Here is a 12,688-nt window from a genome sequence, read left to right on the forward strand (position 1 = left end):
ATGCCAGACAGTGAGTGAAACTCTCTGCTACGGGTGACCTGAGACGCTTTGAAGCCTGAGCCAGCACAGGGTTGATGACCACGTTGGCGTGGCCTTTGCTGACACGAACGAGGGGAAGTGCCCTATGACCACCCAGAAAACCTCGGCGGTAGCGCCCGAGGGACATGACGGAGGGGGCCTGAAAAAGGCGATTACCCCGGGACTATTACTACTCTTTATCGTCGGAGACATCCTCGGTACCGGCGTTTACGCGTTGACCGGTAAGGTCGCGGGTGAAGTTGGCGGTGCCGGCTGGGTACCGGTGATTATTGCGTTTACCGTCGCCATGATTTCGGCCCTGTCATATCTCGAAATGGTGACCAAATATCCGCAGGCCGCCGGAGCTGCGCTCTACGTGCACAAAGCCTTCGGTATTCACGTGCTGACCTTTATGGTGACGTTCGCCGTGCTGTGTTCAGGCATAACCTCGGCCTCCACCGCCTCGACATTCCTCGCAGATAACTTTTCTAAAGCCTTCCACCTGGATTGGGGCACCACCGAGGTGACCGCGGTGGCGATCGCATTCATTGTGATCGTGGCCCTGGTGAACCTGTGGGGCGTCGGCGAGTCGGTGAAAGTAAATGTTGTCCTCACCCTCATCGAACTTTCCGGTTTGGTCCTCGTGGTCCTGGTCGGGTTTATTGCCATCGGAGAAGGAAAAGCTGACTTCTCCCGCACCGTGGTCTTTGAAACCCCTGGCGACAAATCAATGTTCCTAGGGATCGTTGGAGCGACCGCTCTGGCCTTCTTCTCCATGGTTGGCTTCGAGGATTCGGTCAACATGGCGGAGGAAACCCAGGACCCGGTCAAAACGTTCCCGCGCATGCTGATCGGCGGCCTGTCGCTGACCGGTGTGGTCTACGTGCTGGTGTCCATCACCGCGGTGGCTATTGTTCCGGTCGGAAAGCTCACCGAATCGTCCACGCCCCTGCTTGAGGTCGTGCACGCGGGCGCTCCCAACCTGCCAATTGACGATATTTTCCCGTTCATCTCCATGTTCGCTGTGGCAAATACGGCGCTGATCAACATGATGATGGCCTCCCGCTTGCTGTACGGCATGGCTCGCCAGGATGTTCTGCCCCGGTTCCTCGGTGCGGTGCTGCCGGGGCGCCGCACCCCGTGGACAGCCGTCGTGTTCTCTACCGTCCTCGCCATCGGCCTGATCTGGACGGTGAAGAATGCGATGGGTTCTGCCACCTCCGGGGCCCTGGGTGGAACCACCGCGCTGCTCCTGCTCGCTGTGTTCGCGCTGGTGAACATCGCTGTGCTGGTGAACCGGCGGGATAAGGTCAGCCACCGTCATTTCCGGACCCCGAGCGCGCTGCCGATTATCGGCGCCATCACCTCATTCGCTCTGGTGGGTCCGTGGGCGCAGAAGACCATCAACTACCAAATAGCCGGGGTGCTGCTCGGAATCGGTTTTGTTCTGTGGCTGATCACCTATCTGTACAACAGCCTGGTGCGTGCGCATCGCACACGAATCCGGCACCCCGAGGATCTCGACTTCGACCGTGAATAGCGCTTACGCAGCATCGTCGAGAATTATGCATGAGAATGACCGTGGCAAGAGTTGCTGAGCTCGTGAGGAGTGCCTAGTGAAGATCCTTGTGGGATATGTTCCCACCCATACCGGCCAAGCTGCCCTGGAATATGCGATTCAGGAAGCGCAAGACAAACACGCGAGCTTGATCGTGGTCGCGTCCCAGCAGGCGCTCGAACGAAACCGGTCCAAAACCGTGGAACCGGGGATTCCGCTTGCGGAACGGCTTGCCGCCTCCGGGTTACAGCACGAAATCCGCGAGGTGCCGCGGCGCGATGACCCGGCTGACGACATCCTCGAAACAGCTGAAGACATTGAGCCCGACCTGCTGGTGATCGGAATGCGTAAGCGCACCCCGATCGGGAAGATGCTGCTCGGTTCCACGGCGCAGCGGGTGCTGATGGAGTCGCCCTGCCCGGTGGTATCGGTGAAGCCCGGACAGGTGCCCGTCCAGAAATAAGGTCACGGGCGGGATTTAACGCAGCGTTCACGGAGGAGACGACGACCCGTCATATCCCGGTGTCAGGGTGGTCGGCGACACAGCGTGCAAAGGCGGAGGCGCACAACGGTCGATCCGCCTTTGCACCGTCATCCCCATGACGAAAGGTCCCCCGTGAACCCCCTGCCTCCTCTGCCGATGCTCGGCCACACCCGCGGAAAGCGGTCGCCCATCACGTGTGCGCTCAAATGCGATAACGCCTGTGACAAACCCGCCTGCAATACCTCCTCCAACGAGTATTTCCGCGACATCGCTGAGGCTGCTCTGAGTCGCCGTGTACTGATGGGTGCCGGGGCGGCGGGAGCGCTCGCCCTCGCGCTGAACCTGCCAGGTTCAACCCCCTCCGCGCAGGCAGCCGGTTCCAGTGCGCTCGGAGTCGACCAGGCCCGCCTAGGCCACAGAGGATTGAGCAGCCCGGGCGGCACACCGCTGCGCTTTGCCCCGATTGCGCCCGTGCCCGCGGAGACCGACCGGTTCATCACCCCACCCGGATTCGCATGGCGTCCGGTGATCCGCTGGGGCGACCCGCTGTTCCACGACTCCCCGGAGTTCGATCCCGACCACCAAAGTGCTGAGGCGCAGCGGATGCAGTTCGGATACAACAACGATTACACCGAAATTCAAGAAGTTCCCGGTTCGCGCGGCCGCCGGGCACTCATGTTCGTCAACCACGAATACACCAACGAAAACATCATGTTTCCCGACGATATGCCGGCTGACCAGAAGGCCCGCATCGGGATGGAAGCGCACGGCCTCACCGTCGTCGAAATCGCCCGCAAGAATCGCCGCTCTCCGTACTCGTACGTGCGCGGCGCGAAGCTCAACCGGCGCTTTGTCAGCGACACCACCTACCGGCTGACCGGACCCGCCGCCGGGCATCCGCTGCTGCGGACCGTCCAGGACCCGGGCGGACGCACCGTGCACGGAACCTTCGGTAACTGCTCCGGCGGTCTCACGCCGTGGGGAACCTTCCTCGCAGGGGAAGAAAACTTCAACGGTTACTTCGTCACGAATGGAACCAGCGCAGAAGACAAGCGGTATGGCCTCACCTCAGAGCCCACAGTCCGCGGCTGGGAAAAAGTAGAGGACCGTTTCGACACCCGTAAAGCTGGCTACGAAAACGAGAAGAATCGATTCGGTTGGATTGTGGAAGTAGATCCGTGGGACCCCACATCCACCCCGCGCAAGCACACCAGCCTGGGGCGCTTTAAACACGAAGGAGCCAATGTCATCATCGCCAAAGACGGTCGAGTGGTGGCCTATTCGGGCGATGACGAACGCTTCGACTACCTGTATAAATTCGTGTCCAGAGCGAAATATCGACCGCATGACCGGGCACATAACCTCACCCTGCTCGAAGAGGGAGATCTCTACGTCGCGAAGTTCTTCGGTGACTCTCCCGCCTCAGAAATTGACGGTTCAGGAACCGTGCCCTCCGATGGTCGATTCGATGGGTACGGCTGCTGGTTGCCGCTGGTCGTCGGCGGAAAATCGGCGGTTCCGGGAATGAGCGTTGCCGAAGTGTTGGTCAACACCCGGCTCGCCGCCGACAAGGTTGGACCCACCAAAATGGATCGGTGCGAAGATGTGGAACCGTCCCTGCATTCGGGTCGGGTGTATGTGGCCTGTACGAACAACACCGACCGCGGAAAAGACGGGAAAGCGGGCCCGGACGAAGTGAATCCGAGAGCGCGCAACCGCGACGGTCACGTCGTGGAAATCGACGAACGTGGAAACCACAGTTCGCAGCGATTTGCCTGGAACCTGCTGCTGGTGTGCGGAGATCCAACGAAAAATAACAGCACCTATTTCGGTGGATTCCCCTCCGATCAGGTGTCACCGATTTCCTGTCCGGACAACCTCACCTTCGACTCCGTGGGCAACCTGTGGATCTCCACCGACGGGGCACCATCGACCATGGGATATTGCGACGGACTATTCCGAGTCACCCTGCACGGACACCAACGGGGTCGGGTCGAACAGTTCATCTCGGTTCCCCGGGAAGCAGAAACCTGCGGACCCGTCGTGCGAGACCAGGACCGCACCGCATTCGTCGCGGTGCAGCATCCGGGTGAAAACGGTACCTGGGACGATCAACGCTCCTATTTCCCCGACTACGACGGCACCCTGCCGCGCCCAGCGGTCGTCCAGATCTATCCCCGCCGCGGTCGGAATTAAAGGGCGTCATGACAAGGCCGGGCCGAAGACCAGAAAGATAAGCTGGGAAACGCGGCGCAAATATTTCTCCGAAAAGAAGGGATGCGACAGTAGGTAAGGGTCGGGACCGGGAATATCGCGCTAAACAGAGTGCCTTTTAGTGAAGCAGTGCACGTTCACAACCGGCAAACCTTGGGGTTGAGCAGCGCTGATCGGTACACTGGCCCGCATGGTTCCCACCCCACATCGTCAGGCTGATTGAGCTCATGCCCCTATTGTGGACACTCATCATCCTCCTCGCCGCTGTCATTCTCGCGCCGATCGGCTCCAAACTGCTGGGACGCGCCTCAGGATGGCTGCTCGCCGCTATCTATCTTGGGGCAGCAGGTGCATTCCTGCCCGCTGCCCTCGCAGTGGTGCGCGGTGGCGGGCAATCCCCCGCGGCAGGTACCGGCACGGATCCGGCCAGCTTCGCTGTTCCTTGGGTTCCCACCTGGGGTGTTGAATTCGCCCTCAAGGCGGACGGGCTGGGAGTGGTCTTTACCTTTATCGCCCTGCTCATTGGTGCGGCAGTCCTCGCCTATTCCGCGCGATATTTAGATAAAGGGCCAAACATCAGCTTTTACCTGTTGATGGCAACATTCACGCTGTCCATGGTGGGCCTCGTGCTCGCCAATGACATCATCGTGTTGTTTATCTGCTGGGAACTCACCTCGTTGGCGTCCTTCTTCTTAATCGCGCGGTCGGGGGCTGCCGGACAGGGACCCTCACTGCGAACTCTGCTCATTACATTTGTTGGCGGGCTGTTCCTGCTTGCAGCCGTTGCCCTGATCGTCGGCACGCTCGGCACCACCAACTTGCACGACATCCTCAACTCCCAGGTGTGGCGCACCGACCCCGCCTTCACCACCTTGATCGCGGTGCTGGTGATCATCGCAGCCGCCACAAAATCAGCCCAGTTCCCCTTCCACGTCTGGCTTCCCGACGCGATGGCAGCCGCTACTCCGGTATCGGCCTATCTGCACGCGGCTGCCGTCGTCAAAGCCGGGATTTTCCTGTTGCTGCGGTTCTCCCCGGCCTTCCACAGCAACCCGGTATGGAACGGGCTACTGATCGGGCTCGGCCTAGTGACCGCGTTTGTCGGCGGATATTTTGCACTCCAGCAAAATGATCTGAAGAAACTCATGGCCTACTCGACGGTGAGCCAGCTCGGCCTGATCGTCACCCTCATCGGGGTGGGCACAAAAACCGCGCTGACCGCCGCCATCTTGCACACCATCGCCCACGCCCTGTTTAAGTCCGGGCTATTCATGATGGTTGGCGTCGTGGACCACGCAGCCCACACACGCGACTTCCGGCGCATGCCGCCCATGTGGAGGAAGCTTCCGTTCTCCTTCGCCATCACCATCCTCGGATGCGCCTCCATGGCGGGTCTACCACCCCTGCTCGGATTCGTCTCCAAGGAATCCCTGTTGGCCGGGGCCATGACCGCCCCCGGAGCCCCCACCATCGGCTGGCTAGTTCTGATCGGTATCGCCGGAGCCAGTGTGCTCACCTTCGCCTACTGCGTGAAAATCGTATTCGGCGCCTTCATCGACGGGAAGGATCGCACCGCGGACGACAGTCACGGGCATCACCGCGACGTGAGCCGGCCCGACCTCCTGCTCGTGTTGACCGCCTGCCTACCGATCGTGGCGAGCTTGCCTCTAGCCATAGTCGTCGGAATATTTGACGCCCCACTGGGAGCGGCAGTGACCGCAGCCGGTCACCCCAATGCTGAACCGCACCTAGCGCTCTGGCACGGTATGACCCTCGAACTAGGCGTCACCCTGATCGTGATCGGACTGGGAGTGTTGATCGCGGGATTCCGTCGCGAGATCTTCCCCGTCATCGAACGCCACCCGTTCCCCATCGACGGGGCGCGCGCCATCGGCATGCTCGAACGGCTTCACTATCAGCTTGCCCGTCTGCTGGAGCGGCCCACCGCATCGGACGACCCCATGCGGCACATCGGGGCCATCGTGGTGGCATTCGCAGCCGTGGTGCTGTCCGGTCTGGCCCTGCTCTTCCCGCAGCTCGCCCCAGCACAGCCAGGCACCAGCACAGCCTTAGACGCCGTGCTCCTAGTGCTCATCACCGCCGCCGTTCTGCTCGTATGCACCGCGGACTCCCGACTCGCCGCGACCGTCTCCCTGTCGGCGGTAGGCATCCTCGCCACCGTGCAGATCCTTTCACTCGGTGCGCCCGACGTCGCCCTGACCCAGCTGCTGGTCGAAGCTCTCACCATCATCGTCATCATGCTGGTGCTGCAAAAACTTCCGCTCACTTTCGGACGCGCCGGGCGCAAACGACGCGGCGGCGCACTCGCCGTGGCGATCCTCACCGGGCTTGCAGCAGGCGGCGGAACCTTCATGTTTATGGGACGCCGCGGACGCTCCGACATCGCTGACTACTACATCCACAACGCTGAAGAAATCACTGGCGGACACAACATCGTCAACGTCATCCTGGTCGAGTTCCGTGCCTTAGACACCCTCGGCGAACTGGCGGTTCTAGGAATGGCCGGGGTTGCGATCGTCGCTGTTTTGTCCACCGTCCGGCACATTTTCGTCGACCCGCAAGGGCGGCGAGACGGCGGACACGTGGACGAACCACGCATTGCCCTGCGCAGCGAAGGCACCGCCGCCCACCGTGCCATCGCCTCGGCCTGGGGCAACGCGGCGGCCCTGCAACTAGCCGTCCGCATTCTCGCCCCGCTTCTCGCCCTGGTCTCGGCCATTTTGTTCCTGCGCGGGCACAACGCACCCGGGGGTGGCTTCATCGCGGCCCTGGTCGGTTCAGCCATCGTCGGTTTCATCTACCTCTCCACCTCCGAAGACCGACAGATCGGACCGCCGCGTCTGCCGCTGTTCCTCATCGGAGGCGGTATCGCCCTGGCTGTTCTCACCGGAGTGATCGGCTTTACCGCCGGAGGTTTCCTGACCCCGCTGCATGGAGAGATCTTTGGCCAGCACGTCTCAACCTCCATGGTTTTCGACATCGGCGTATACATGGCGGTGCTCGGTTTGGTGATGGTGGCCTTTAACCTATTGGGCACCTCCGCCGCCACCAAACTATCCCCGACGGGTGAACAAACCCGCGAACGCACCGACGAAGCCGTCGAAGGTGAACTACCTGGTCCGCTCGACACCACTCGCGGCGACCGGCGCTCGTGGCGGCGGGGGCACCGCGTCGGCGTCGGAACCTCGCATCTGACCGACGGAACGCAACCGAAGGAGGCGGGACGTCGATGATCCTCGCAGCGACCATCACCGTTTTGGTGACCGGTGGCACTTATCTGCTTTTGCAGCGGAGTATGGTGCGCACCGTATTTGGCATCAGCCTGCTCAGCCACGCCGCGAACTTTATTTTGTTAGCCGCCGGAGTCCCCGGTTGGAGAGGTGAACCGATCACCGGGAGTTCTGACCCCTCCCAGATGGCTGATCCACTGCCCCAAGCATTCGTGCTCACCGCCATCGTCATCACCCTAGCGGTCACTATCTTCATGCTGATGCTTGCCGTCATCGGTCACAACGACGACCTGTCGCGTGACCCCGACACGGGGGAGACACACGACTCGTGAGCCCTGTCCTTCTACCTCTCTTCGTGGCCGTCCCGATGTTCGCAGCGGCCCTGCTGGTCCTTTTCCGCGGCCCGGTCATTGGCCGGATTGTGCTGACCGCAACCCCGCTGCTAGTGCTAGCTGGCGCTATCGGCCTTCTGATCACCCATCGGAGCCAACCGGTGATCGCGCATTCTGTTGGCGGATACGTCGAAGGTCTCGCGATTCCGTTTGTGTCCGACTCGTTTACGGCACTCATGCTTGCCGTCACTGCGCTCAGCACACTGGCCGCCGTGCTGTTTATGATCCGCACCCGCGAAGACCGCTACCGATTCGTTCCCCCGCTGATCCTGTTACTGGTGGCCGGGGTGGACGGCGCGCTGCTGACCGGCGACCTATTCAACCTATTCGTGTGGGTTGAGGTCATGCTGATGCCGTCCTACGCGCTGATCGCTGTCACCGGGTCCTGGCGACGCCTCGGAATTGGCCGCATGTTCGTGTTGGTGAACCTTCTGACCTCGACGATCCTGCTGATCGGCGTGGGGATGGTTTACGGGACAGCGGGTACCGTCAATCTCGCTGAACTCGCGGGCGCCGGTGCAAAAAACCCGGTCACGGCGGCTGCTCTCGGCATTGTGCTGCTGGCTCTGGCGGTGAAAGCGGGTGTGGTTCCCGTGCACGGCTGGCTTCCCCGCAGTTACCCGGCTACCTCCGGCGGCGTCATGGGCCTGTTTTCGGCCCTGCACACAAAAGTTGCCCTCTACGCCATTTTCCGCATCATCGCCGTCACCTTTGATGGTCGTTTACCGTACGACGTGGTGGCGCTCGTCCTCGTCATCGTCACGATGCTGGTGGGAGCCATCGCAACCGCTGGGGTTCGTCGTATCCGGGCTGCGCTCGGTTTTCAGATGGTCAGCGGGGTCGGGCACATCCTGATCGGGGTGGTGCTGATGGGCCAGGTGGCGCTCGGAGCGGGGATCCTCTACATGATCCACCACATCGTGACGATGTCTGCTCTGGTGCTGGCCATTGGCGCAGTAGAACACATCTATGGCTCGGGCAAACTCGACCATATTCGTGGCCTCGCCCGACGCGAACCGTGGGTAGCGACGGTTCTCGCGCTCGGTTTCCTTTCCCTGGTCGGGCTCCCGCCCACCTCGGGGCTATGGGGCAAGATCGGTCTGATGACGGCCAGCGGGACGGACGGCGGCGTCGAGGGATACCTCCTGATCGCTGCAATCATCGTGGCGTCGATCGCCTCCATGATGTCCCTGCAGAAAGTGTGGCGCATGCTCGCCTGGGGTAAACCCATGGAAAGTTACCGTCCCGACGACGAAACTATGGGTCGCGGCGCCCCGGTCGCCCTTCCCGTCGATGTCCGTATTCCGGTATCACTGTTGCTGCCGTCGACACTGATGATCGCGGTATCCGTGGCGATATTCGTCGGCGTCGGTGTGCTGCTGCCGGAGGTTAACCGGGCTGCCGGCTCCCTGGTGGATATCCCAACCTATGTGAAGGCGGTGCTCGGACGATGATGAACCCCTGGTACTGCATGACCTACGGCTTCTTCATCGTGCGTGAAGTGGTGAAGGGATCCATCCAGGTGGCGCGGGCTGCGTGGAGCCCTCGCGGTGAAGCCTCTCCCGCCATTGTCGAATACCGTATGCGGTGCGCCACCGACGTTGAGGTCGTCTCCATGGCCTCATCCATCACCATTACCCCGGGCACCCTGGTGGTTGGGGTTGCGCACGGCACGGACTTAGAGAACGCGTCGCTGTTCGTTCACGCCTTGTTCGCTGACAGTCGCGAGCAGGTGATCGAGGATCTCACCGACATGGAGGACCGGCTGCTGCGTGCAACGCGGGGCCGTAAAGCTGCTCAGGCATTGCCCCGCCCGAGCCAGGGTGCGGATGTGCATGGCCCAGGTGCGCAGGAGACAGCGGGCGCAGAGGCTGCGGGCGCTGCAAGTTCGGCAGAGGTTGTGGCTGTGAAGGAGGCTGCCGGGGCTGCGAGTGCGGGGGAGACTGTGGGTGCGAAGGAGGACACGGGCGATGCGGTCATGCCTACTGCTGAATCTCGGCATGAGTCTGAGAAGTCCCAAGAACAGCTGAGTCGCTCCGAAGCGTTTGAGGGATCACGAGCTACGCAGGCAGCTGTTGACCGCGCACCAGCACCCGAGCAGAGCCCACCGGACTCTGCATCATCCACGCAGGTACCTGCTTCACGTCCACCTGTGGCCGAGCCGGTCACCGACCGTACGGATGGAGGCACCATTCGGCGCCGAGGCCGCCGCGCGGGCAGACCAGACCCGGAACGGGAGACCAATCGACTCCGACGTATCGCACTCGAAGGGGAAGAGGCCGTCTATCGAGGACGCCATGCCGGTGCGGCAGGGCCATCCACGACAGGTCAGGTGCCGGTAGTGCCGTCAACGACCGGCCAGGCCTCTGCGGTGACGTCAACGACAGATCAAACCCCAACACAACAGTCACCGCACCACACCCGAACCCGCTCGCGGCGTCGCTCATCCGCGGACATCGATGAGCACGGAACAGGAGGCGAGTGATGACCATCATTTTATGGATCACCATTGCGCTACTCGGGCTGACCATCCTGGTGGGTCTTGCGCGCATCGCCAGCGCCCATGACGCCGCCAGCCGCGCCGTCGTCGGTGACCTGGTGTTCTTTTCCGCCATTGGGATTTTGGTGATTCTCGGGCTGTTTAACGATTCTGTGGCAGCCATTGACGCCGCGCTCATCGCGTCGCTGCTGGGAGTCCTCGCGACCATTGCCCTCGCCCGCATCCTCACCCGAGGGAGACGCTAATGCAATCGATGACTGTGCCAGACATCGTGGTGACCGTAGTCGTCGCGGTGCTCGTCCTCGGCGGGGCATTTTTCATGCTGACCGCTGCGGTCTCAATGTTCCGTGCCCACGACGCACTCGCCCGCATTAACGTGCTCTCGCCGGCGACCGGGCTGGGCTTGCCGATGATCGTGCTCGGCGCATATATCCAGCACGTCTGGGTCGGTGGATTCTCAGTTTTGGTGCTGATCAAAGTGGTGATGACCATTATCGCGCTGATTATCGTGTCATCGGTGGGATCAAATGTGCTGGCCAGAGCCGCCTACCTGTCCGGTGCTGCGGTGGATCCGCGCACGTCCCCGCAGGAACTCGCCGAAGACCCCGACCGGAGCTAATATTCCGGCGGCTATGCCGTCACGATCTGGTGCTCTGATTTCTCAGCCCAGATTGGGCTCAGAAGATGCTGTTCACCTCAGCCAGGCGCATCTCATGTGCGGTGACCACGGTGCGCGCCCCGGCAATGATGGCCCCACCTCGTCATAGACGGGATGACGGACCTGGTGCGCCGGATGGCGGGAGTGCACCGCGCACCTGCATGTCATGATGTGGCCCGCACCGGGTTGTTATCGGGACGGTTTGTCATCGCTGAGATCGGCGATCAGTGCATCAAAAAACGCTTCACATGCCTCAAGCTGTTCCAGCGTCACAAACTCATCCGCAGCATGGGCTTGGGAAATATCCCCGGGCCCGACCACGACCACGCTCATACCCGCATGCTCGTAAATCCCAGCTTCCGTGCCGTAGGTGACCTTCTCCTCGCAGGGAATAGCACCAAGCTGCACGGCATAACGTGCTGCCTCTGAATCCGGGCCACCATCGAGCCCATACAGCAAACTGACAATATCGATAGACGCCCCCACCTGGTCCGTCGCACTCGTGGGGTCAGCGGGAATCGCGTCCTTCATCTCGACATCCAGCTCGTGAATCTTCGCAAGAATGCGGTCGACAATCGGCTCCACCTCGACATGGGGAAGCGCCCGGAACTCGAGTTCCAGATCCACGGTGTCGGGCACGGTATTACACGCGATACCACCGTGGAACACATTGACACCGCCCGTGGACCATGCGACCGGGAACGCCTCATCGTACGGGCCATTGAGTCGGAAGCTATCGATAATCTCGGTGTGGAACCAGTCGGTAAAACGTGCCGCATATCGAATCGCATTGAGACCGCGCGGAAGAAGCGATGAGTGCGCTGCAATGCCGCGGAAATGCGCATGCAAAACATTCATCGACTTATGCGCGCTCACAGCCCGCATACTGGTGGGTTCCCCGACAAAGGCAATGCGAGGATGGATTCCCACCTCGTCTAATTGCTTTACCAGTGCCCTCGCGCCATTGCAGTTAGTTTCTTCATCCCAAGTGGCCGCAATATGGATCGGTTCACGCAAAGTAGCGGCAGCGAAACGGGGAGCGAGCGCGGCGGCAATACCGAGATACGACTTCATATCGGCAGTTCCGCGCCCGTAGAGCTTGCCGTCGCGAACTTCCGGGCTGAACGGATCACTCGACCAGTTCTGACCCGTCACCGGAACACAGTCGGCGTGTCCCGCGAGCAGAATCCCTCCGTCTGTCGAGCCGTCTTGTGCCGGGAACGTGGCGAGGAGGTTAACCCGAACCTCATCTTGTTCAGCGAAGGTTCGCACCTGCGCCCCCGCTGCCCCGAAGAGCTCAGCCAAAAGCTCAATCGCAGGACGGTTTCCGAGCGCAGAGGTGGTATCCAAGGCGACGAGCGCCTTCACAACATCGTGAACAGTGTTCGACGCGGCGGCAGGAGTAGGAGTGGTGCTCATGCAGGCCAGGTTAGACCCAGAATCCTTGTAGTGGGGGTAGCTCCACACCGGTTGAGACTGTGCGGCGGTGGTTTCTGGGCGGGGTTGATGCAGGGAGGGCGGTGGGAGATGGGGCGACGGTGGGTGTAGGCGGAGTTGAGATAACCGCAACGTATGATGCGGCGTGCAGTCAAGAAATAACCTGTAGGGGAGAA

At 61.5% G+C, this 12,688-nt stretch carries 10 protein-coding genes; 9 read left to right on the forward strand and 1 reads right to left on the reverse strand.

The window, feature by feature from the left end; all coding sequences use genetic code 11:
* Positions 1 to 124 precede the first annotated feature (124 nt).
* From BN1724_RS09490 to BN1724_RS09530, 9 genes are all read left to right on the forward strand, one after another.
* Positions 125 to 1,558 carry an APC family permease gene (locus BN1724_RS09490; RefSeq protein ID WP_058235161.1) on the forward strand — a complete coding sequence of 478 codons (1,434 nt, stop codon included), beginning with the start codon at positions 125 to 127 and terminating at the stop codon, positions 1,556 to 1,558.
* A gap of 76 nt (positions 1,559 to 1,634) precedes the next feature.
* The gene (locus tag BN1724_RS09495; protein ID WP_058235162.1) at positions 1,635 to 2,039 is read left to right on the forward strand and encodes a universal stress protein; all 405 of its coding nucleotides are present in this window, start codon (positions 1,635 to 1,637) and stop codon (positions 2,037 to 2,039) included.
* 177 nt (positions 2,040 to 2,216) lie between these two features.
* Positions 2,217 to 4,256, forward strand: a complete 2,040-nt coding sequence (locus tag BN1724_RS09500) for a PhoX family protein (protein ID WP_058235931.1) — start codon at positions 2,217 to 2,219, stop codon at positions 4,254 to 4,256.
* 245 nt (positions 4,257 to 4,501) lie between these two features.
* Positions 4,502 to 7,528 (forward strand): DUF4040 family protein, encoded by a 3,027-nt coding sequence (locus tag BN1724_RS09505; protein WP_058235163.1) that lies wholly within the window; start codon positions 4,502 to 4,504, stop codon positions 7,526 to 7,528.
* A complete protein-coding gene (locus BN1724_RS09510; protein ID WP_058235164.1) occupies positions 7,525 to 7,857 on the forward strand; it encodes a sodium:proton antiporter in 333 nt (110 codons plus the stop codon). The genes BN1724_RS09505 and BN1724_RS09510 overlap by 4 nt, the downstream gene beginning before the upstream one ends.
* Positions 7,854 to 9,371, forward strand: a complete 1,518-nt coding sequence (locus BN1724_RS09515) for a monovalent cation/H+ antiporter subunit D family protein (RefSeq protein WP_058235165.1) — start codon at positions 7,854 to 7,856, stop codon at positions 9,369 to 9,371. The genes BN1724_RS09510 and BN1724_RS09515 overlap by 4 nt, the downstream gene beginning before the upstream one ends.
* Complete coding sequence (locus BN1724_RS12665; RefSeq protein WP_231928214.1) at positions 9,368 to 10,402, forward strand: Na+/H+ antiporter subunit E; 1,035 nt, start codon at positions 9,368 to 9,370, stop codon at positions 10,400 to 10,402. The genes BN1724_RS09515 and BN1724_RS12665 overlap by 4 nt, the downstream gene beginning before the upstream one ends.
* On the forward strand, positions 10,402 to 10,662 hold the full coding sequence (locus BN1724_RS09525) for a monovalent cation/H+ antiporter complex subunit F (protein ID WP_058235166.1): 261 nt from the start codon (positions 10,402 to 10,404) through the stop codon (positions 10,660 to 10,662). The genes BN1724_RS12665 and BN1724_RS09525 overlap by 1 nt, the downstream gene beginning before the upstream one ends.
* On the forward strand, positions 10,662 to 11,036 hold the full coding sequence (locus BN1724_RS09530) for a cation:proton antiporter (RefSeq protein WP_231928215.1): 375 nt from the start codon (positions 10,662 to 10,664) through the stop codon (positions 11,034 to 11,036). The genes BN1724_RS09525 and BN1724_RS09530 overlap by 1 nt, the downstream gene beginning before the upstream one ends.
* Positions 11,037 to 11,264: 228 nt before the next feature.
* Here the strand turns inward: BN1724_RS09530 and BN1724_RS09535 are convergent, their stop codons facing one another.
* Positions 11,265 to 12,494 (reverse strand): M20/M25/M40 family metallo-hydrolase, encoded by a 1,230-nt coding sequence (locus tag BN1724_RS09535; protein WP_058235167.1) that lies wholly within the window; start codon positions 12,492 to 12,494, stop codon positions 11,265 to 11,267.
* Positions 12,495 to 12,688 lie beyond the last annotated feature (194 nt).

Source organism: Devriesea agamarum (genome assembly GCF_900070355.1).
GTDB classification, from domain to species: Bacteria; Actinomycetota; Actinomycetes; order Actinomycetales; family Dermabacteraceae; genus Devriesea; species Devriesea agamarum.

What these genes read in the sequence shown, in the direction of transcription:
- BN1724_RS09490 (WP_058235161.1), top strand. Translation starts at nt 125, where the DNA reads ATGACCACCCAGAAAACCTCGGCGGTAGCGCCCGAGGGACATGACGGA.
- BN1724_RS09500 (WP_058235931.1), top strand. Translation starts at nt 2,217, where the DNA reads ATGCTCGGCCACACCCGCGGAAAGCGGTCGCCCATCACGTGTGCGCTC.
- BN1724_RS09505 (WP_058235163.1), top strand. Translation starts at nt 4,502, where the DNA reads ATGCCCCTATTGTGGACACTCATCATCCTCCTCGCCGCTGTCATTCTC.
- BN1724_RS09510 (WP_058235164.1), top strand. Translation starts at nt 7,525, where the DNA reads ATGATCCTCGCAGCGACCATCACCGTTTTGGTGACCGGTGGCACTTAT.
- BN1724_RS12665 (WP_231928214.1), top strand. Translation starts at nt 9,368, where the DNA reads ATGATGAACCCCTGGTACTGCATGACCTACGGCTTCTTCATCGTGCGT.
- BN1724_RS09525 (WP_058235166.1), top strand. Translation starts at nt 10,402, where the DNA reads ATGACCATCATTTTATGGATCACCATTGCGCTACTCGGGCTGACCATC.
- BN1724_RS09530 (WP_231928215.1), top strand. Translation starts at nt 10,662, where the DNA reads ATGCAATCGATGACTGTGCCAGACATCGTGGTGACCGTAGTCGTCGCG.
- BN1724_RS09535 (WP_058235167.1), bottom strand. Translation starts at nt 12,494, where the DNA reads ATGAGCACCACTCCTACTCCTGCCGCCGCGTCGAACACTGTTCACGAT.